The sequence below is a fragment of the Mucilaginibacter sp. genome (genome assembly GCF_028288185.1).
Classification (GTDB): domain Bacteria; phylum Bacteroidota; class Bacteroidia; order Sphingobacteriales; family Sphingobacteriaceae; genus Mucilaginibacter.
The window spans coordinates 1-20945 of record NZ_JAQBOF010000019.1 but is presented as its reverse complement, the minus strand read 5'-3'; the positions used below and the strand labels follow the sequence as shown (position 1 = coordinate 20945).

The 20945-nt window shown below is 40.2% G+C and carries 14 protein-coding genes; 12 read left to right on the top strand and 2 right to left on the bottom strand.

From position 1 onward, the window contains the following. Positions 1–48: 48 nt before the first annotated feature. Both JWQ34_RS07575 and JWQ34_RS07570 read right to left on the bottom strand, forming a co-directional pair. Positions 49–1116 carry a phosphatidylinositol-specific phospholipase C1-like protein gene (locus JWQ34_RS07575; protein WP_299356094.1) on the bottom strand — a complete coding sequence of 356 codons (1068 nt, stop codon included), beginning with the start codon at positions 1114–1116 and terminating at the stop codon, positions 49–51. Between the two features lie 314 nt (positions 1117–1430). Continuing rightward, entirely contained in the window at positions 1431–2525 is a 1095-nt protein-coding gene (locus tag JWQ34_RS07570; RefSeq protein ID WP_299356092.1) for an exo-alpha-sialidase, read from the bottom strand. Between the two features lie 150 nt (positions 2526–2675). On the opposite strand from JWQ34_RS07570, the gene JWQ34_RS07565 reads away from it, so the two are divergent. From JWQ34_RS07565 to JWQ34_RS07510, 12 genes are all read left to right on the top strand, one after another. Continuing rightward, positions 2676–3566, top strand: coding sequence for a winged helix-turn-helix domain-containing protein (locus tag JWQ34_RS07565; protein WP_299356090.1), 891 nt, complete (start codon positions 2676–2678; stop codon positions 3564–3566). A 444-nt stretch (positions 3567–4010) separates the two neighbouring features. Next, complete coding sequence (locus JWQ34_RS07560; RefSeq protein WP_299356088.1) at positions 4011–5366, top strand: Gfo/Idh/MocA family oxidoreductase; 1356 nt, start codon at positions 4011–4013, stop codon at positions 5364–5366. A 33-nt stretch (positions 5367–5399) separates the two neighbouring features. Continuing rightward, complete coding sequence (locus JWQ34_RS07555) at positions 5400–7175, top strand: alpha-L-fucosidase (protein ID WP_299356086.1); 1776 nt, start codon at positions 5400–5402, stop codon at positions 7173–7175. A gap of 8 nt (positions 7176–7183) precedes the next feature. Next, positions 7184–8014 (top strand): alpha/beta hydrolase family protein, encoded by an 831-nt coding sequence (locus tag JWQ34_RS07550; RefSeq protein ID WP_299356084.1) that lies wholly within the window; start codon positions 7184–7186, stop codon positions 8012–8014. 114 nt (positions 8015–8128) lie between these two features. Then, on the top strand, positions 8129–9118 hold the full coding sequence (mgrA, locus tag JWQ34_RS07545) for an L-glyceraldehyde 3-phosphate reductase (RefSeq protein WP_299356082.1): 990 nt from the start codon (positions 8129–8131) through the stop codon (positions 9116–9118). Between the two features lie 430 nt (positions 9119–9548). Further along, positions 9549–10115 (top strand): RNA polymerase sigma-70 factor, encoded by a 567-nt coding sequence (locus tag JWQ34_RS07540; protein WP_367278604.1) that lies wholly within the window; start codon positions 9549–9551, stop codon positions 10113–10115. Positions 10116–10283: 168 nt separating this feature from the next. Beyond that, entirely contained in the window at positions 10284–11255 is a 972-nt protein-coding gene (locus JWQ34_RS07535) for a FecR family protein (RefSeq protein WP_299356080.1), read from the top strand. A gap of 236 nt (positions 11256–11491) precedes the next feature. Beyond that, complete coding sequence (locus tag JWQ34_RS07530; RefSeq protein ID WP_299356078.1) at positions 11492–15019, top strand: SusC/RagA family TonB-linked outer membrane protein; 3528 nt, start codon at positions 11492–11494, stop codon at positions 15017–15019. A gap of 36 nt (positions 15020–15055) precedes the next feature. Beyond that, positions 15056–16648 carry a SusD/RagB family nutrient-binding outer membrane lipoprotein gene (locus JWQ34_RS07525; RefSeq protein ID WP_299356076.1) on the top strand — a complete coding sequence of 531 codons (1593 nt, stop codon included), beginning with the start codon at positions 15056–15058 and terminating at the stop codon, positions 16646–16648. Between the two features lie 62 nt (positions 16649–16710). Continuing rightward, complete coding sequence (locus JWQ34_RS07520) at positions 16711–17337, top strand: hypothetical protein (protein WP_299356074.1); 627 nt, start codon at positions 16711–16713, stop codon at positions 17335–17337. Positions 17338–17348: 11 nt separating this feature from the next. Then, positions 17349–18683 (top strand): M20/M25/M40 family metallo-hydrolase, encoded by a 1335-nt coding sequence (locus JWQ34_RS07515; protein ID WP_299356072.1) that lies wholly within the window; start codon positions 17349–17351, stop codon positions 18681–18683. A gap of 67 nt (positions 18684–18750) precedes the next feature. After that, positions 18751–20945: M14 family metallopeptidase (locus JWQ34_RS07510; protein ID WP_299356070.1), on the top strand; the 2195-nt coding region annotated here is incomplete at its 3' end.

The following is a 20945-nucleotide window of genomic DNA, read 5'->3' as shown; positions in this document are numbered from 1 at the left end:
ATAACCATGGCATTAATTAGGGACTAACGTTTAATCGAAATATTCTTATTACTTACTATTCCCAAACAGAGGATTAACCCTAAAGTACTTATTCCCACCATCAAAAAACACAACATAGTCTGATTTAAAATGGGTGCTTTTAAGGTAATAATCAGTAGTGATAATTTGTGCGCCGGATTTGCAGGCGGCATCAAAATACGACCGGTCATTGGCTCGGGCCTGTTGGGTATCACCATCGGCGCGGGTGCGGATGATATAGCCTTTTTTTACCAGGTCGCGTATCAGCGGGCTTTTAGCGTCATTGCGGATCAGCATCGCGGCTTCAGGTGTGCCCGGATCAGCATTGGCAAATAATACGCGGCCCTTTAATGACGGATGGCCGGCTATATACATATCCCTTTTTCGGCTTTGGTCATCCAAAACAAAAATAAACTTGCCCCGGGCCTGTTGTAAAGTGGGCCAGTTGCCTTTAAGTACGGCGCTTTCCAGCGTTTCATATTTACCGCGTACATCGTCAGGCGTTATTAAATGTTTTTTGCCTAGGTATTTAAGCAGATTATTATCTGCCTCGTCAAAAAGAGCGGGGGTAAATGTTTCGGGCGCGTTGGCGGCTTTACTTTTGGGGTCGTCTTTGGGCTCTAGTGTAATGAATACCGGGTTATGGCCGGGATGCGCCTCGCTCCAGTTTTTAAGCTGGGTAAGGCAATCTTTAAACGTAGGGCAATTGCTGCGGTAATCATAATCTATCATGTGGAACACCTTAAAGCCGGGCTCTTTCATTTCGCCCTGCGGATCATACGGCGGCTGACCGGGAACAATATCCAGGCCCTTTGGATGAGCAAATTTACCACCTTTCGTATCGGCATAAATATCAATTTCAAGGTTACGTAAACCCATATTTAGTTGGTCATCCAGCGGGATATGCTCATAGTCTATCTTATATGTATTAGTGTCATGGGCCAACATTAGCTTGTACAAAGCCGGATCAATTGCCCTCTTATAACTATTATGCGATCCAATGATCTGGATCTTATTGATAGGGATGTTGTCTGCGCCAGCATCGGTACGCATTAAAGGCAATGATAAAAGCAATAGGATGCCAAAAAGTAATTTCATGTTTGTTTATTTAAACCTCGGCAATTACAGCCTGATGCATATATAAGCTTTTAATATTAATATATTGTTAATGGTTAATGGCTGATTATTGCTATAGCCAGGTTTTTAATAAGTTCTCATCGTAATAAATATCGATGTCATCCCGACCAACGGAAGAGATCTAACCCCGTTGGCCCGGATTTGTAATCCCGGACCAGCTTTTGCCCGTTGGTCCGAATTTGTAATTCCGGACCAAGTTTTCAGGGGATTTGCAATCCCCATACCCAATGCCCCACGCGGATCAAAAGATCCGCAACGAAATTGGTCCGGATTTTTCAACATCCTTTATTTGGTATGGCATAAATCACGTTGCCTGAAACAGATAGATTGAAGCCCATATTTTTTACAGAAGGAAGTAACAGTTTCCATGTTTTGCCCATATCAGCCGACCGGTATATACCATCCGCGCGACCACATATTAAATATTTACCCGCTTGTTTGATGGAAAAAACATTCAATGAAGATTGCCCGCTTATTTTTGTGATAAATGATCTATACCAGGAAGGCTGAAGTTCTTCACCTATGGTATTCCAGGTTTTTCCACTATCAAGTGAAATGTGTATGGTGTTTGTTTGGGTTATTGTGTTGTGGACAATAGCAGCAAATCCTCCATTGATAGGTTCCACAGCGATGCCAGCCCCCCCTTCACTAACCACACGATCCCAGTTTTGACCATCATCGGTCGATCTTAATATTCCCTCGTTGCTGGTAGACAGCAATACACCGTTTGACTCTGCCAATCTCATTGCACCATCTCCAACTTGCACTTGTTCCCAGGTTTTTCCCTTGTTAGTGGATCTAAAAAGGCCGTTATTGGAGCTAATGAGAACTGTGCCTCCGGCAGTTTCAAAAACGGAGCGTACTTCTCTCGCTTTATAATTCTTGTACATCCAATCTACCGTTTTGTCTATGCGTACGGCTTGCTCTTGAAAATCCGTGTACATGGGCGACCAATCACTCGTTCCGTTTATTTTTTTTAAAAATTGTCCCCTAAAATCGTATGCAAATATCCCATTCTTGCCAGGGGCGATATCACGCTGTTTACCAGGGAAAATCTCTTTTGTCCAAAAAGAAGTTGTGGAATTTGGTTCACTGTGATAAACCCCATTGCCGGCACGTACGTAGAGCCCACGGTCATTTGCAAATAAACCATGATACCACACCCCTGTTCTCTGCAAATTTTCAGGCAACCCTTTGCTAATGTCCTGCCATGTTTGTCCGCCGTCAGCAGATCTTAAAATTATGGTTGCAGACACTGATTTAGTGCCTGTTGTTGTTTTATCTCCTGCTGCCTTTTCTTTTAGTACAAAAGAATTTAATAGAAATAATACCAGGAGGATAGCCGGAACAAATAAAAATAATCTTTTCATTTTTTTAAATTTAAAGTAAAACATAGAACGTTTCTTTTATTTTTCACATCCTATCAAATTTGATTCAGCAAATCTACTTTGATATTTTTGGGCTTGAGCGGTTTGGATTGTAAATAAAAATGTAAACTTTGTAAATAAAAACTTGACACTATGCATCTTAGCCGAAATCTCCTCGCCGGGAAACGCAAGTACCTGTACGGATTGATATTACTCTCGTTTATCTCTGTGATCTGCGTGGCTTTCAGTATGACCGGCAATGATGACTTTGATATCGCCAGGAGGGAAGTTTTACTCCGCAGGATCGGAGATGAGCTACTCACACAGTCGGGCGACCGTACATCACGAGTGCTTCCGGTAAAAAAGATCGCAGAAAATGAGTACCAGATCAGGTTTGAGAATGAGCTTACTTTTCAATCGGACTCCCTGGTGAATACTACGCGGCGTTTGTTGGCCGATGACCCGCTCGCACGTGATTATATTGTTAACGTTCTGAACCGTGGCAACTCCAGTGTGGCCTATGGCTACGCAATATCCAAAAATAAAAAAAATGATATTGTACCATGCAGAGGAAGAAAGCAGCCCAGAGGACGTTACATGATCAACGTTAAATTTAAACCGACGGGGATAAATGCAAAGAATGGATATCTTTTGGGCAGCCTGCCATTTTTAGCATTTGTTGGTTTTATTTTTTTGAGAGCTGTTAAGCCGAGAAGAACGCTACCTGAGGATGATCAACATGCGAGCTTGATTACTTTGGGCTCAGTTTTGTTCGACTCGAAGAATCGGAAGCTCATAATAAACGGAAAGACGATAGACTTGACCGGAACTGAAACCCGTTTGCTCCGAATTTTCGCGTTGTCTCCTAACCAGACTATAGAGAGAAGCCGGCTGCAAAAAGAGATATGGGAGGATGAAGGTGTTATTGTGGGGCGTAGCCTGGATATGTTCATATCAAAACTTAGAAAAAAATTGGAACTTGATCCGAATATCAAAATTGTTGTTATTCGCAGCAAAGGATATAAATTGGAGATTAGCTATTAAGAAGAATCTTCCACCCCAAAACTGATCTTTTAGGATATAAGCCTATGTTAGACGTTCGTATTGAAATATAACCCCCCGTTGATCCGGATTTGTAATCCCCATACACTAATGACATTGCCCGTAAGCGGGAAAGAGGGCTATAAACAACCCTCTTTCCGCCAAAGGCGAAGAGAGGGTCGACGAGCAACGCGATGTCGGGGTGAGTCGACGCTGATAGTAACGCCCCTGCAGCGTTAGGGATTGCAGCGGATACCTGCCTTGTGGCTAAGGCCTGCAGTATGAGCGTAAAGCCCGGCCCGCAGGGAACGCCATTAATCACCAATTACCAATCCCACGTATTCAAATTATTACAAAACTGATTTCCGATTTTTTGATTGTCGTATCTAAATTATTGTAACTTTATTTCCCAAACCAATTAAACATAAACCCCTTATTCTAGTACTCATGGAGAAGAGAAGAGAATTCATTAAAAAAGTGGCTATTACAACCGGCGGCCTTGCATTAGGCGCCAAAACTTTTGGCTTTACAGCAAAAAGCTATAACCGTATAATAGGCGCTAATGATCGTATACACGTAGCAATCATCGGGCTTAACGGCCGTGGCGGCAGTATGTGTACCACATTTGCCAAACAGCCAAATTGCCTGGTACAAACGGTATGCGATGTGGATTCAAGAACTATCCCAATAACTCAGAAAAAAGTAGCTGCTGCCAGCAAACTAACCGACGGGCCAAAAGGCGAAGGTGATGTACGCAAGGTATTGGCCGAAAAAGACCTTGATGCCATCTATATAGCAACCCCTGATCACTGGCACGCGCCAATGGCTATAATGGGTTGCCAGGCAGGTAAACATGTGTATGTGGAAAAACCATTGAGCCATAACCCGCACGAGGGCGAGATGGCCGTGGCCGCGGCACGTAAATATAAACGTATTGTACAAATGGGTGCGCAGCGCCGCTCGTCACCATTGGCTATACAGGCGGTTAAAGAATTGCATGACGGTGTTATCGGTCGTGTGTATTTCGCTAAAGCCTGGTATACCAACAATCGTAAAGCAAATTTTTATAAGCCGGCAGCTGTTCCGGATTGGTTGAACTATGAACTATGGCAGGGCCCTGCACCACGTAAGCCTTATATGGATGGATTGATCCATTACAACTGGCATTGGAAATGGCATTATGGTACAGGCGAAGCCTTAAACAACGGTACACATGAAGTGGATCTGGCCCGTTGGGGACTAGGTGTTGATCTGCCTACCCGTGTATCATCAGTAGGTGGCCGCTACCAGTTTCAAGACGAATGGGAAACTCCTGATACCCAAATTGTAACAATGGATTACCCGGGCCGTGTATCGTTGATGTGGGAAAACCGCAGCTCGAACGGAATGAAGATAGAGGGCGCAGACCGTGGTGTAATATTTTATGGCGATAACGGCAGCATGAACACCGATGGCGAAAATTACACCATATACGATCAAAGCGGAAAACTGGTAAAAGAAATTAAAAAGGCCGGCCCGGCAGAAGATGCGGGTATACAGGGCCGCAACACCGCCAGCCCAAGCTTAGGTATGGATAGCCAACACGTAGCTAACTTTTTAGAAAGTATCCGCGATAATAAAACGCCAAATTGTGATGTTGAACTAGGTTATAAGAGCGTTGTTGCCATGCAGTTAGGCAACATATCATGGCGCGTTGGCCGCGACTTGCACCTTGACCCGAAAAACGCGCATATATTAAACGACCCTGAAGCACAAAAGCTATGGAGCCGTACTTATGAGCCGGGATGGGAACCAAAAGTTTAATCTTTATAAATCGTTCGACTAAATAATTCAGTAATGAGAAAATATACTGGTTTGGGCAATGTTATATTAGCATCTGCCGCTTTAATGCTATGTTCTGTTTTAACTAACGCCGATGTTCCGGCAAAGCGTCCATCGCCTAAAAAAAATACGGTAAAACATGCTGTTGTTGAAACATCGCGCATGGCGTGGTGGAGCAAGGCGCGATTCGGCATGTTTATACATTGGGGCGTGTATAGCGTACCCGCCGGTGTATATGAAGGCAAACAATTTAAAGGTTTGGGCGAGTGGCTTATGCACGATGCTAAGATCCCGGTAGATACTTACCAGGCTTATGCTAAAGATTTTAACCCAACCGAATACGAACCCGAAAAATGGGTGCTGATGGCTAAAGCCGCAGGTATGAAATACATTGTAATTACCACCAAACACCATGATGGTTTTGCGATGTTCGACTCGAAGGCCAGCGATTGGAATATCGTTAAGCGTACCCCTTATGGCAAAGATGTTATAAAAATGCTGGCTGATGCCTGCCGTAAATATAACATGAAGCTGGGTTTCTACTACTCGCAAGCTAACGACTGGAACAATGCCGGCGGTGCTGCCGCTGGCGGCCATTGGGATAAAAAACAGGATGGCAGTTTTGATGATTATTTAGACAAAGTAGCTATCCCCCAGATAAAAGAAATATTAAATAATTATGGTGATGTGGCAGAACTTTGGTGGGACGTACCAACGGATATGACTCCGGCACGTGCTGCCAAGATCACTCCGCTGTTAAAAGATCATCCAAACATTATTACCAACAACAGGTTGGGCGGTGGTGTACAGGGCGACCTGGAAACCCCTGAACAATACATACCTGCAACGGGGATACCGGGCCGCTATTGGGAAGCTTGTATGACCATGAATGATACCTGGGGTTTTAAAACCAACGATCATAACTGGAAATCGAGCAAAACGCTGATACGCAATTTGGTTGATATCGCCTCGAAAGGCGGCAACTACCTGTTAAATGTTGGCCCGCAATCAAATGGTAAATTTCCTGATCCTATCATCAGCATATTAAATGACCTGGGTGCATGGACCAAAGTAAACGGAGAAGCTATTTATGGCACTACAGCAAGCCCTTTCCGCAGGTTGCCATGGGGCAGATGTACCACTAAGGAACAAGCTGATGGCAACACCATGCTTTATTTGCATGTATTTGACTGGCCGACTAATGGCGAGTTAGTAGTGCCGGGATTAGATAACACAGTTATATCAGCAAAAATGCTGGCAAATAGCACGGTTTTAAAAAGTAAGAAAACAGCCGAGGGCGTATCAATAACAGTACCTACTGCGGCGTTGGATGAAAATTCGACTGTAATAAAATTGCTGATAAAAGGCAAGCCTAAGGTTACGCAACTTGTTCAATCTGCCGAAGCAGACGGCTCGTTTGTATTAAATCCTTTTGATGCCGATGTAAAAGGTTCTATACAGGCAGAAGGTTCGAGAACGCCTAATTTAGGTTACTGGACAGATCCAAAATCAATAGCATCATGGCAAATTAAGGTTGCTAAAGCCGGTACTTATACCATGGAAGCAGCTGCATCGGCACTTAAAGATGACCAGGCTATTAACATAACCATTGGCGACCAAACTGTAACCGCCGCAATTAAGGGCACAACCAGCATGACCAAGTATAATAAAATAAGCCTTAGCGAAATTAAAATTACCAAAGCGGGCGTAAATACCATAACTGTAACGGCTGTGCCTACAAACTGGCAGTATATAAACTTGCGTGCCATAACCTTTAAACCTGTAAACTAATTATAACGATGAAGAGAAATTTATTGCTGATAGCTTTCCTTGTATTTACAGTAACGCTGGTAAAAGCAGCCAAGGTTGATACGGTGGAAACCTATAGCGATGCCATGCACAAAAAAATAAAAGCGGTTGTTATTACGCCTGCTGATTATGAGCAGGGCAAAGCATATCCCGTTGTTTATTTATTGCATGGTGCCGGTGGTAACTATAAACAATTTTATGGCGTTAATCACGATATTGCGGCATTGGCAGATTATTATCACCTGATGATAGTTTGTGCCGATGGTGGCGTTACCAGCTGGTATTTTGATAGCCCGGTTGATCCGACTTTTAAGTATGAAACTTATGTAACTAAAGAGCTGATAGGCTTTATCGACAAAAATTATAAAACCATAAAAAATAAAACCGGCCGCGCAATTTCGGGCCTTAGCATGGGCGGGCATGGTGCAATGTATTTGGCTATACGTCACCAGGATCTGTTCGGCGCGGTTGGCAGTATGAGCGGCGGTGTTGATATTCGCCCGTTCCCTAAAAATTGGGATATGGCCAAACGCCTGGGCAGTTATGCCGAAAATCCGGAGAACTGGGAGAAAAATACAGTTACCAATATGTTGTACCTGTTAACAGCAAACTCGCTGGCCATAACTTTTGATTGCGGTACAGATGATTTCTTTTTTAAAGTAAATAACGAATTGCACGAAAAAATGTTGGAAAGAAACATTCCGCATGATTTTACGGCTCGTCCGGGTGCGCATACTTCGCAATATTGGGCAAACTCTATACAATACCATTTGTTGTTTTTTAATAATTATTTTAAAAAGAGTAATCCACAATTAAACTAATAAACGTGCGTATAGACTTACGAAGTTTTTAAACGGCAAAGCCCTCAATGAGGCCTTTGAAAATAAAAAACATCGAATTAAACTTCGTAAGTCTTGACACAATAACTTCTATTTATGTCTTACCAACCATCAGAACAACGATACCAATCAATGCCTTATAAACGCAGTGGCAAAAGCGGCTTAAAACTGCCTGCTGTATCATTAGGCTTATGGCAAAACTTTGGCTATTATGATCAACTTGAAAACAGTCGTAATATCCTTAAAACCGCTTTTGATAATGGTATTACCCATATCGACCTGGCTAATAATTACGGCCCGCCTCCGGGCTCGGCCGAGGAGAATTTTGGGCGGATATTACATTCTGATTTCCGCGATCACCGCGATGAGCTGATCATATCATCAAAAGCCGGCTATACCATGTGGGATGGCCCTTATGGCGATTGGGGAACCAAGAAATACCTGGTATCAAGTTTAGATCAAAGCTTAAAACGGATGAAGCTGGACTATGTGGATATATTTTATCACCATCGCCCAGATCCGGAAACACCATTGGAAGAAACAATGGCTGCTTTAGACCTGATTGTTCGCCAGGGCAAGGCCTTATATGTTGGTATATCAAACTATCAAGCACCCGAAGCTAAGCAAGCTATCACTATGTTAAAGCAAATGGGAACGCCAATAATTATCCATCAGCCTAAATACTCCATGTTCGAGCGTTGGGTAGAGGGTGGCTTACTAGATGTACTGGAAGAGGAGGGGATAGGTTGTATACCTTTCTCGCCATTGGCACAGGGATTGTTAACCGATAAATATTTGTATGGTATACCGGCAGATTCGCGCGCGTTAAAAGTGGGCGACTCATTAACCGAAAATAGCATCACCCCTGACAAGATAGAGAAAGTTAAAAAGCTAAATGATCTGGCCAAACAACGCGGACAGAAACTGGCGCACATGGCACTGTCATGGATTTTAAAAGACGATAGGATAACATCGGTGCTGGTAGGAGCAAGCAAGCCCGAGCAATTATTGGACTCGTTAAAATGCCTGGAAAACACCAAGTTTACACCCGAAGAATTGAATATTATTGACGGGATATTAAAATAATAACCTTGCTGATTAATACAAAGTAAAGCCCTGATGTATTTAAAACATGCCAGGGCTTTATTTGTAGTGAAATTTAAAGTTATCCCATGTAGGATTTCGAACTTCATGCGATTGTGTCCATGATATTCCACTAAGTTTCTCATTTTGATTTGCTATTATGTCTCCGGAAAAAGCAACCGGCACATTAACCGTACAGAAAAAAAAGCAAAGGGCGATAAATTGCTTTGTTTTTAAAAATTAATTGATTTTTTGAAAAAAAAAGCCTGATTTTATTTAATTTTTTAGGTTAAATTTCAATATCACTAATTAAATTAAAAATTTTGATGCTAAAAATGCCATTTTGGTGAATGTATTTCATTATTATTAAGATAATAATGCGTTTTTTATAAATAAAAATTTTAATTTTACGATTAGGTGATCTTAAAATTATATTAGCATTAAAAAATATTCTAAATATAACGAAGAAAGTGTTCTCGCTTGTTTAAAAGAGGGAGATATATCTGCTTTTGAGCAAATATATCAACTCAATTGGTCAATTCTTTATAGTTATGCCTACAATATTTTAAGAAATAAAATGATTTGTGAAGAAATAGTTCAGGAAACATTTCTTTCATTATGGAATAAGCGTGAGGACTTATCTATCACAAATTCACTAAAAGCTTATTTGTTTTCAGCTGTTAAATTTCAAGTTTTAAATTATATCCGCTCCGAAGAAGTAAAGAGAAAATATGCTGCGAGTTATATTTTATTTGAAAAATCATTATATGATAATTCAAACGAAGAAAATATACACTTATTAGATTTGGAAGATTTTATTGAAAATGAAGTTTCAAAATTATCTGATAAATGTCAGCAAGTTTATAGATTGAGCAGGAATGAGCATCAATCTATAAAAAACATAGCCGATCTGTTAAATATCTCTCATAAAACGGTAGAAAATCATCTCACTAAGGCATTAAAGCAACTAAGGTCAACTTTAAGTGGACTTTTCTTTTAGTTAGTCGCACTATTTTCGCTGTTTTAGTATTATACTAATACTTTATTTGTGTTTTATTTGCAATTATAGATCGTTTAATGAGTTTTTTTTAAAAAAATCATATAGTGACTAGGTGTATCGGCCCCGTTGATTGACTTACATATATAACCATATATATTGTTGTAATAAATGCAAGAAAAGTTTGATAAATTAATTGATCAGTATCTAAAAGATCAACTAAGTTTTGAGGAAAAAATCAAAGTTGAGATGATGCTTGACCATCTGACTGATTCTACAGCATTTGATAATTTACCCAAGTCTGAGCGGGACAATACTAAAAGGGAAACATATAAGCGATTAATCGAACATATAAAGCCTGTAAAAAAAAGCCCTGCATTGATAGTACGTATGTATCCCTTTTTAAAGGTTGCTTCCTGTATTATTTTATTTGGTGTTTTTATAGTTGTTTTTCGGGCCAAACTTAAAGATGTGTTCAATATTGAACAATATGCTTCAATTAAAAATTCATCGGGCTATATTACCAAAAGAATACTTTCAGACGGGACTATTATTTGGTTAAAGGGCGATAGTAAATTGGATTACCCTGTAAAGTTTAAAGGGGCCATAAGAAGTGTTAGCCTGGAAGGGGAAGCCCTTTTTGAGGTAGCTAAAGACGCAGCACATCCCTTTATTATTCATTGCGGTACTTTAACTACCCGCGTATTGGGTACAAGCTTTAATATTAGGCATGCCAATAATAAAATAGAGGTGAATGTTTTAACCGGACGTGTTTTTTTAAGTTCAAAAAACACAACAATTACTTTGCATCCTTATCAAAAGGCCATATACTCACCATTAAAAAACGTTATTATTAAAGTAGTAAAACCTGTTTTTGATGTTACGGCACTTACCAAAGGAACAGAATACGATATGTTATTTAATGATGTACGGGTAGAAGACGTTTTAAAGCGAATTGAAAAGAAGTTCGGTATATCTATTGCTGTTAAAGACTCCTCAATAAGCAATCGCCTGATTACTGCTGATTTTACAGATCAATCTTTGAAAAATACAATTAAAATGATGAGTGAAGCGCTTAATATTGATTATGAAATAAATGGAGACGCTATAATATTAAAAGATAAACACATACTAATTAACTAAACTAATTAAACTGATTAACTAAGATAATTGCCTATGATTTAAAAAAGAACTCTCTAAATAAAAAAGCAGAGATGCTGAATCCATCTCTGCAATATACTTCCCTTAGTTCTCTATAAGAATAACCCATTGTTTGGGTAAGGGGATTTTTTTGTCTCATTCAATCAGAAAATCAACAAAAATTAAATAAATGTATGCAAAAATGTAGGAAAAAGAAAAAGAATTTTTTAATAAAGCTTATGCGAATATCAGTTTTACAAATCATTGCGCTGACCGTATTATCGGGTATAGCTTTCGCAAGTCCTGATTATGCACAGATTTTAGATAAAAGACTATCAATTAACGTAAAGGACGTTACGCTAAATGATGCATTAAGTAATATTAAGAATAAGGTTGATGTAAAGTTTGTTTACAGCTCCAGTATGATCCCGCTTAATACAAAAGTTACTATTAATGCCAGCCAGGAAAAACTGGGTATTATTTTAAATACGCTGTTTATTAAATTAAACATTAAATATACTGTGAATGATAATAGCGGTTACATCATTCTAAAAAAGGATGACAAACCAGTTTCAGACAAAGCAACACTTATTACACCAATAAATGTTGCAGAACGGACAATTACAGGAACAGTTACATCAAAGACAGACGGATCTACTTTGCCGGGAGTTAACGTATTAATTAAAGGCACCAATAAGGGTACCGCTACAAATATAGACGGGAAATATTCATTAATTGTTTCGGGTGACCAAAGTGTTTTAGTTTTTACATATATAGGTTATAAAACGCAGGAAATAACAGTAGGTAATGCCTCTGTGGTAAATGCTCAACTTGTAGATGACTCAAAAGGGCTTAATGAAGTTGTGGTAACTGCAGCCGGTATTAAACGGGGAAAAAACTCATTAGGATATTCTGTAACAACAGTTAATGCCGACAAATTAGCTCAAAAATCAGAAGCGGATCCATTAAGAGCATTAGAGGGAAAAGTAGCCGGCGTTAATATTGCTTCATCTGGTGGTGCAGCAGGTGGTGCTACAAATATTACTATCAGAGGTAATTCTTCTCTTAACGGAAACAACCAGCCGTTATTTGTTGTGGACGGTATACCATTTGATAACTCAAGCTTTGCAAACGTTGGTAACACCACCGTTGGTGCTGCTGCCGTTACTAACCGTGCTTATGACATTGATCCAAACAACATCTTAAGCATGACCGTTCTTAAGGGTGCTGCAGCTGCGGCCCTATATGGTTCAAGAGCCGCTAACGGAGCTATTATAATTACAACAAAATCAGGAAAGAAGCAGAGCAGGAAAGGAACTGAAATAACCTATAGCACATCTTATGCTGTTGAAAACGTTTCTGGTTTACCTGATTATCAAACCAGTTACGGACAGGGAACTAATAACGATTACAGGCAAGGTGTTTATGCATCATGGGGACAGCCTTTTCCGGGGATTACAAGTATTCTTCCAACACGTACAACTATTCCGCACCAGTTAACCCGTACGTTTAGTTCAGCGGTATTTCCTCAATTTTATCAGGCGGATGGTGTAACACCTATCCAGATACCCTATAAATCGTATGCTCAGAGCAACGTAAAAGACTTCTTTCAAACAGGTAGTTTATTTGAAAATGCTATTTCCATTTCTTCAGGTAGCGAAAAAGGCAGCTTTACGGCCGGTATATCCAAAAGTGACAATACTGGTGTAGTCCCCAATAATACTATTAGCCGTACCTCAATAAATTTGGGCGGTAACATCAAGCTTGAAAATAAATTTTATGTAAGCGGCTCTATCAATTATGTTCAGACAAATCAAAAAACACCTCCTATTGGCGGTAGCGGGTCTATCATGGCGGCCTTAATGTATACTCCTACAAGTTATGACCTTACAAATAATCCTTATGAAAACCCAATAGATGGTAGTAATGTATATGATTATACTGGTATTAATAACCCTTACTGGTCTGTTAAACATAGTGTTTCAACCAGTAATGTCGATCGTTATTATGGAAACTTAGTGATAGGATTTGACCCGTTGCCGTGGTTAAACATCCAAAATACTGCCGGTTTTAATGGATATACAGACAGGCGCGTAGATGTTAGCGGAAAAGGTGCTTCTTCTTATAGCCCGGGAAATATTACAATAGACAATATTTACCGCCAGGAACTTGATAATACCCTGTTGATTACTGCCACAAAAGCGCTCTCAGAAAATTGGTCCTTAAAATGGATAGTAGGTAATAATATTAATCAGCGTTTAACAAGCCGTACAGCTTTTTATGGTGACGGAATGATTGTTGCCGACTTAAATACCATTACCAATACAAGTTCTATTACACCTATACAATTAACAAATAACAGAAATTTTATTGAACAACGATTTTACGCGTTTTTTACAGATATGACCTTTGACTATAAGAATTATCTTTCTTTAAACTTAGTGGGTCGTAATGATATATCTTCAACGTTGCCTGTAAACAACAGGACCTATTATTATGGTGGAGCAAATGGGTCATTCGTGTTTTCTAAAGCATTAAAACTGCCCGATAATATACTTAATTTTGGTAAAATAAGAGGAGGATATACCCGGGTTGGTAATGAAGCAACACCCTACCAAACAGCAGAATTCTATTTAATTAATTCAACTACAGGCGGTATAGGTACACCATTTACCCCAGCTAACAGTAGTACTTTTAACACGGTTACACAAACCGATTTGCTTACTAACAATAATTTAAAGCCCGAATTTATTACCGAGCTGGAGTTAGGAACAGAATTGCAATTTTTTGATAGTCGTATTGGTTTAGATTTTACTTATTATAATAAAAAGAGTACTTCTCAAATATTTGAAGTAACCGCGGCTCCTTCAACAGGCTACACCTCGCAAATACTTAATTTAGGTAAATCTACAAATAGTGGTATTGAGGTAGGGCTTAATTTGGTGCCTATACGTACTAATGGTGGGTTTAACTGGGATATATCAACCAATTTTACCCGTAACAGAAACATCATTAATAATTTAGGGGGTTACCAGCAGTTTGTTTACGGGGGCTCTGTACACATTGTTGGCCAGCCGTACGGCCAAATATATGGCACTGGTTATGCACGTGATGATGCAGGTAATATATTGATAGATCCTAATACCGGAAAACCGCTTACCTCGCCTGCTCAAAAAGCAATAGGCAATCCTAATCCTGATTTTGTATTAGGCATTACAAATAATTTTAGCTTCAAAGGTCTTTCATTAAGTGTATTATTTGATTGGAAAAACGGTGGTGCCCTTTACTCCAGCACCATTGGCAATATGCTGGCCCGTGGTGTAACTAAAGATACACAAAGCAGAGAATACCAAATTGTATCTCCCGGTGTATTAGGTAATGTGAATACCCTAAAACCATTGCTTGATGTAAGCGGAAAGGAAATACCTAATAACGTAGGCATGGCTTATGAGGACTATTTCTTCAGCGGTGGATTAGGGCCCGGTGGCGTAAGTGAAGGTTCTGTTTTTGATGCTACAGTATTTCGTTTGCGTGAGGCATCCCTAGCTTACCAGATACCAAAGAGTGTTTTGAAAAAGACTCCATTCGGAGCTGTTTCTATTTCGATAAGCGGCCGAAACCTATGGTATTATGCGCCAAACTTCCCTAAATACACAAATTTTGATCCCGAAGTGAGTTCAAATGGTGCAGGTAATTCTCAAGGTTATGATAACCTTGTTGTTCCAACAACTAAAAGGTTTGGGTTTAACTTAAGAGCAAGCTTTTAAAATATGAAATCAATGGCATTTAAATCAGATATACTTATGAAATTAAGATATAAAAACTACATTTTGCTGCTGACAATTATATTGTTAACAGGCAACTCCTGCAAAAAATTTGTAGACATAAACAAAGATCCTAACAACCCAACATCGGCACAGTTATCTTTATTATTACCTTCTACTGAAATATCAATGGCTGGTAATTTTACAGGAATAATAAATGGTACATCTGCCATTATGCAGCACACTATTCCTTCAAGTACTTTAAGCCGTTATCAAGAATCAGGCAGTGATTTTAGTAGTTCCTGGGATGGGCTTTATAGCCAAACGCTGAATGACATAGAAGCTATTATAACCGCCGGAACAACGCAGCAACAATGGGGCTATGTAGCTATTGCTAAGATTGAAAAGGTATATATATATAGCTTAATGGTTGATATGTGGGGGGATATACCTTATTCGCAAGCACAACTAGGACAGCAGAATAATGCTCCAGCTTTAGAAGGTGGCGCGGCAGTTTATGAAAAGTTACTTACCTTATTAGATGACGGTATTGCGGATGCAAACAAAATAACTGCAACCACTTTGGTTCCAAATAGCTCGGATGTATTCTATGCGGGTACTAAAGCTTCATGGGTCGCGATGGCTAACTCATTAAAGTTAAAAATGTATAACCAGATCCGTTTGGTTGACCCTGCAAGATCAACCGCGGCAATTAAAACTTTAATTGCTGGCCCGTTAATCAATAGCAATTCGACTGATTTTACCTTTAAATTTGGTTCGTCTATAAATCCGAGCAATCGTCATCCATGGCATAAGTCAGAATACACGTCTGGTAAAAGTTTCTATCAAAGCCAGTCGTTCATAGATTTGATGTTTGGTCTTGATGATCCTCGTTTGCGGTATTTTATTTTCAGGCAAAATGCCACAGTGGGCTTAAATAATTCAAGCAACGGTAATGGTTATTATGGTCGTAATCCAGGTGACGGTACAGCAGCACCTGCGGATCAGGCCCGCCGTTCAACTTTCGGTATTTATCCGGCAGGCGGCTTGTATGACAACGCCCCGATAAATAACTTACCACTAACCAACCTTTATCTTACAAATACGGGTGCTATCGGTTCAACAAAGGTAGTGGCAATCACAGATGGCACAGGTGCGGGCATTACGCCATTAATCACCTATGCTATGGTTAAATTTATCAGAGCCGAAGCTGCTTTAACATTAAATACAGGAGATAATGCCAGGCAAAGTCTTAGTGATGCAGTTACTGCTAATTTAAGCAGTGTAAGCACTTATGCCGCTGCAAATGGGGGTATTGCAATGCCTGCCGCAACAATAACAGGTTATGTAAACAGGTTACTTGCACAATATGACGCGACAGATGCTGCCGGAAAATTAAACCTGGTAATGACACAAAAATATATTGCTTGTTATGGCAATGGTATGGAAGTGTACAATGATTACAGACGAACAGGTTTACCGGTTTTACGCCCGCTTTTATCACCACTTAACGTATTCCCGCTCCGACTTTATTATTCTCAAACAGAATTGTCTGCGAACGCCTTTTTTGCCACAAATGGAAATCAGCTTCAAGTTGCACAGCAAATCACTCCTGTTTTTTGGAATAAATAACCGGCTGACTAACACCAACATATTTAGCTATAAATGAAATATTATAACATAAAAAATTAGTTATGAAAAAATACATAATGGTCTTATCATTTGCTTTATTGGGGATGGTTGGCTGTAAAAAGGTTAATTACGAATGGCAGAACTATACTTATACTGCCGTTCCGCTTGTTACTATTGATACCACAAAATCGGCATTGCCAACACGGCAGGCAGGCAAGGTAGTTTTCTTTAATTTGAAAGATCCTGCTGTTGCCAATCAACAGTTTTCTTATACTTTAAACTGGACTGATTTTAATGGCTTATCGGCGCCGGTGAAATCTATTGAGGTTTACTCCAGCTTTAATAAGGCAGAGGCAAGTATTCCGGCTTACCCCATAGTAATATCTTATCCCGGAAACCAGTATCCAAACATTGCACAGTTTCCGCTTCCAAGTCTGGTGGGGTCGGCAGATAAGCTTTATGATACGGCTACCCAGTTTCCTAAAACTTACACCTTTACGGCTGCACAGTTAGCAACAATAACCGGAGTGGTTTTAAGTACCGTTTCAGTAAATGATTATTTTGAATTTAAGTTTATACTGAACTTAACAGACGGCAGGCGGATAGTATCCTATTTTAATAATGTTTGTGACGAAGCGCGTGGCGAACCTGGTGATTGCAGGGTAGGAGCAAGATTTAAGAGTCAATAAAAATGATAGATATGAAATTTTTTGAAAGAAAGTGGATAAAGTTAGTCTTGATTTTATTAATGCTAGGCATGCAACAGGAGCTATATGCCCAGGAAGATGCTCCGGAAACGAAAAAACTGGCTATTGCAGATAAAAAATATAGCCGGGAAGTTAGCATTGTCGCGAATAAAGTAGGTGTAAAAAAAGCTTTTCAAACAATTGTTGATTTGCAGCCGCAAACGCTACAGGATCATCTTTTGCTTACCCAAATACCTGCTCCGCCTTATAAAGAAATGGTTAGGGCAACAAAATATGCTGAATTGATGAAAGCCGCCGGCGCAGATTCGGTATGGATTGATAATGTAGGGAATGTGATTGCTAAACGGAAAGGCCGTGTAGGTAAAAGAACAGTTGTACTTGAAGGCCACATGGATACCGTTTTTCCTGAAGGGACTGATGTTAAGGTCAAAAGTAAAGGCGACACTTTATGCGCACCCGGAATTTCTGATGATACCCGGGGGCTGGCAATGGTGCTTACTGTACTTAAAGCTGTTAAACAAAACGATATAGAAACTGACGCCGATATATTATTTGTTGGTGCGGTAGGCGAAGAAGGGCAGGGTGATTTGCGTGGTGTTAAAAACCTTTTTAGCGATAAAGGCCCGGGTAAAATTGATTCTTATATAGCTATAGACGGTACCGATATAAACAGGATTGTACACCGTGGCCTGGGGTCGCACCGGTACCGGGTTACTTTTAAAGGTCTGGGAGGTCATTCTTCGGGAGCATTTGGTTTGGCCAATCCGCATAATGCCTTGGCTCGTGCCATACATTATTGGGTTTTAGATGCTGATAAATTTGCGTTTGAAAAAGGCGTGCGGGTTACTTATAATGTAGGCGTTATAGGGGGTGGTACATCTGTAAATTCAATTCCTTTTGAATCATGGATGGAAGTAGATATGAGATCAGAAAGCCCCGAACGCTTAGCTGGAATTGACAAGCTGCTTCAGGATGCCGTTCAAAAAGGGTTACAGGAAGAGAACCAAATGAAACACTCGGGCCCACCTCTTACAGTTGATGTAAAATTGATCGGGGATCGCCCATCTGGTTTAGAAGATCCGAATTTGCCATTTATACAACGGGCAATTGCTGCCACAAGTTTTGTACATGCAGTACCGGATTTAGGTGTAGGTTCAACAAATTCAAACATCCCATTTTCAAAAGGCGTTCCGGCAGTTACGCTTGGTAGCGGAGGGAAATCAGGTGGTGCTCATGCTTTAAGCGAATGGTGGTTAGATGATAAAGGCTACCTGGCTACGCAACGTGCACTATTGCTATTGGTAACAGAAGCAGGAATGCCCAATTGATTTTTCTACAGATAAATAATGGTATACGTCTGCTTAAATATTAGAATATATTAATAAACAATTAGTTATGAGAAGAAAAATTAACAGATTACTTGTTTTGCCGCTGCTGTTTTGTTCGGTAATAGCCGGAGCTCAAACAGTCCCTTCGCCAAAAGAGCATTTTGGCTTTAATATAGGGGATGATTATAAACTGGCAACTTATACGCAAACCGAAGCTTATTTTAAAAAGCTGGCTGCCTCTGACCGTGCCCGGTTGGTAGATATTGGTTTAACCGAAGAAGGAAGGCATCAATACATGCTTATTGTTTCTTCTCCGGAAAATTTAAAAAACCTGGATCGTTATAAAGAAATATCTCAAAAGCTGGCACATGCCGCTGACCTGACGGATGCTCAGGCTAAAAGCATGGCCACCGAAGGAAAATCAGTAGTGTGGATTGATGGTGGATTGCATGCAAACGAAGTAGTTGGTGCACATCAGCTAATTGAAACCATGTGGCAACTGGTAAGCCGCAATGACGAGGAAACAATGAACATTTTAAAAAATGATGTTATTCTGTTAACTCATGCCAATCCGGATGGGATGGAGCTTCTTTCCAACTGGTACATGCGGGAAGCTGACCCCAAAAACCGGAAGATGGATATTCCAAGGTTGTTCGAAAAATATATCGGCCACGATAATAACCGGGATTTTTATATGATGAATATGAAGGAAAGCCAGAACATCAGTCGCCAGCTGTTTGTAGAATGGATCCCTCAAATTATGTATAATCATCATCAGTCAGGTCCGGCAGGCTCTATTCTGGCAGGGCCGCCTTATCGCGATCCGTTTAATTATGTATTTGATCCCCTGGTTGTTACCAGTATTGACGCCGTTGGTGCAGCCATGAATAACCGGCTTAACGTGGAAGGAAAGCCTGGTTATACACAACGTGCTGGTTCTCAGTTTTCTACATGGTGGAATGGTGGCTTACGTACAACACCGTATTTCCATAATATGGTTGGTTTGCTTACCGAGATTGTAGGAAACCCTACGCCTCAAAAAATAGCTTTAGTGCCCGAGCGCTTAATTCCTAATGGCGCTACGCCAAATCCGGTTATACCTCAAACATGGCATTTTCGCCAATCTATAGATTATTCGGTGTCTTTAAACTATGCTGTGCTTGATTATGCTGCCAGATATCGTACTGAATTGCTTTATAACATTTATAAGATGGGTAAAAATTCTATAGAGCGTGGAAGTGGCGATCATTGGACATTTTATCCAAAATTTATTGACTCTATAAAAACTGCCTTTGCAAGGGAGAAAGTGGTAAGCGGAAAAGATAGTACAAACAATATGTCTGGTGAGTTTGCTTTTGGAAGAGAGGGTGATATTCCGGCTAAGTATTATGATCAGGTATTAAAAGATCCGGTTAACCGGGATGCACGCGGGTACATACTTCCTGCTGATCAAGCTGATTTTCCAACCGTAGTTAAATTTATTAATGCCCTGATGTTATCCGGGATACAGATACAAAAAGCTACCGCAGATTTCACCGTAGCCGGGAAGAAATATGCTGCAGGATCATACATTGTTAAAAACGATCAGGCATTTCGTCCGCATGTAATGGATATGTTTGAACCGCAGGATCACCCGAATGATTTTCTTTATCCGGGAGGCCCTCCAATCAAACCGTATGACGCTGCCGGCTGGACCCTCGCTTTTCAAATGGGCGTTAAATTCGACCGTATAACGGAAGGTTTTGAAGGGCCTTTTGAAAAGATACCTTATGGAACTATTCAATCTCCGCCTAAACTTAGTATACCATCTGTAGCTAAAGCAGGATATGTAATAAGCCCTTCTATTAACAATGCTTTTATTGCAGTTAATGATTTATTAAAAGCCGGTGTTAGCGTTTACCGTTTACCTGCTGGTGTAAGCAGCGTACCTGGTGATGGACCTGGTACCTTCTATATTCCTGCAACGGCTCAGTCAAAAATAGTACTTGAAAAAGCAGCAGCTGACCAGGGTCTTAAAATTGCTACGGTAGCCAAAACGCCCGCCGGTGCTGTTAAAATTTCGCCTACACGCATTGCCATATGGAACAACTATGGCGGATCAATTCCGGCCGGTTGGGTGCGCTGGTTAATGGAGCAATACCATTATAATTTTGAGATGATTTATCCGAAGGCTATTGATGCCGGTGATCTTCGTAAAAAATATGATGTTTTAATTTTTGTAACAGGCGGCATTCCTCCTGTTGGAAAAGAAACTCCGAGATT

Excerpts from the sequence above, each read along its gene's own strand:
- JWQ34_RS07575 (WP_299356094.1), bottom strand. The coding sequence starts at position 1,116 with ATGAAATTACTTTTTGGCATCCTATTGCTTTTATCATTGCCTTTAATG.
- JWQ34_RS07570 (WP_299356092.1), bottom strand. The coding sequence starts at position 2,525 with ATGAAAAGATTATTTTTATTTGTTCCGGCTATCCTCCTGGTATTATTT.
- JWQ34_RS07565 (WP_299356090.1), top strand. The coding sequence starts at position 2,676 with ATGCATCTTAGCCGAAATCTCCTCGCCGGGAAACGCAAGTACCTGTAC.
- JWQ34_RS07560 (WP_299356088.1), top strand. The coding sequence starts at position 4,011 with ATGGAGAAGAGAAGAGAATTCATTAAAAAAGTGGCTATTACAACCGGC.
- JWQ34_RS07555 (WP_299356086.1), top strand. The coding sequence starts at position 5,400 with ATGAGAAAATATACTGGTTTGGGCAATGTTATATTAGCATCTGCCGCT.
- JWQ34_RS07550 (WP_299356084.1), top strand. The coding sequence starts at position 7,184 with ATGAAGAGAAATTTATTGCTGATAGCTTTCCTTGTATTTACAGTAACG.
- mgrA (WP_299356082.1), top strand. The coding sequence starts at position 8,129 with ATGTCTTACCAACCATCAGAACAACGATACCAATCAATGCCTTATAAA.
- JWQ34_RS07535 (WP_299356080.1), top strand. The coding sequence starts at position 10,284 with ATGCAAGAAAAGTTTGATAAATTAATTGATCAGTATCTAAAAGATCAA.
- JWQ34_RS07530 (WP_299356078.1), top strand. The coding sequence starts at position 11,492 with ATGCGAATATCAGTTTTACAAATCATTGCGCTGACCGTATTATCGGGT.
- JWQ34_RS07525 (WP_299356076.1), top strand. The coding sequence starts at position 15,056 with ATGAAATTAAGATATAAAAACTACATTTTGCTGCTGACAATTATATTG.
- JWQ34_RS07520 (WP_299356074.1), top strand. The coding sequence starts at position 16,711 with ATGAAAAAATACATAATGGTCTTATCATTTGCTTTATTGGGGATGGTT.
- JWQ34_RS07515 (WP_299356072.1), top strand. The coding sequence starts at position 17,349 with ATGAAATTTTTTGAAAGAAAGTGGATAAAGTTAGTCTTGATTTTATTA.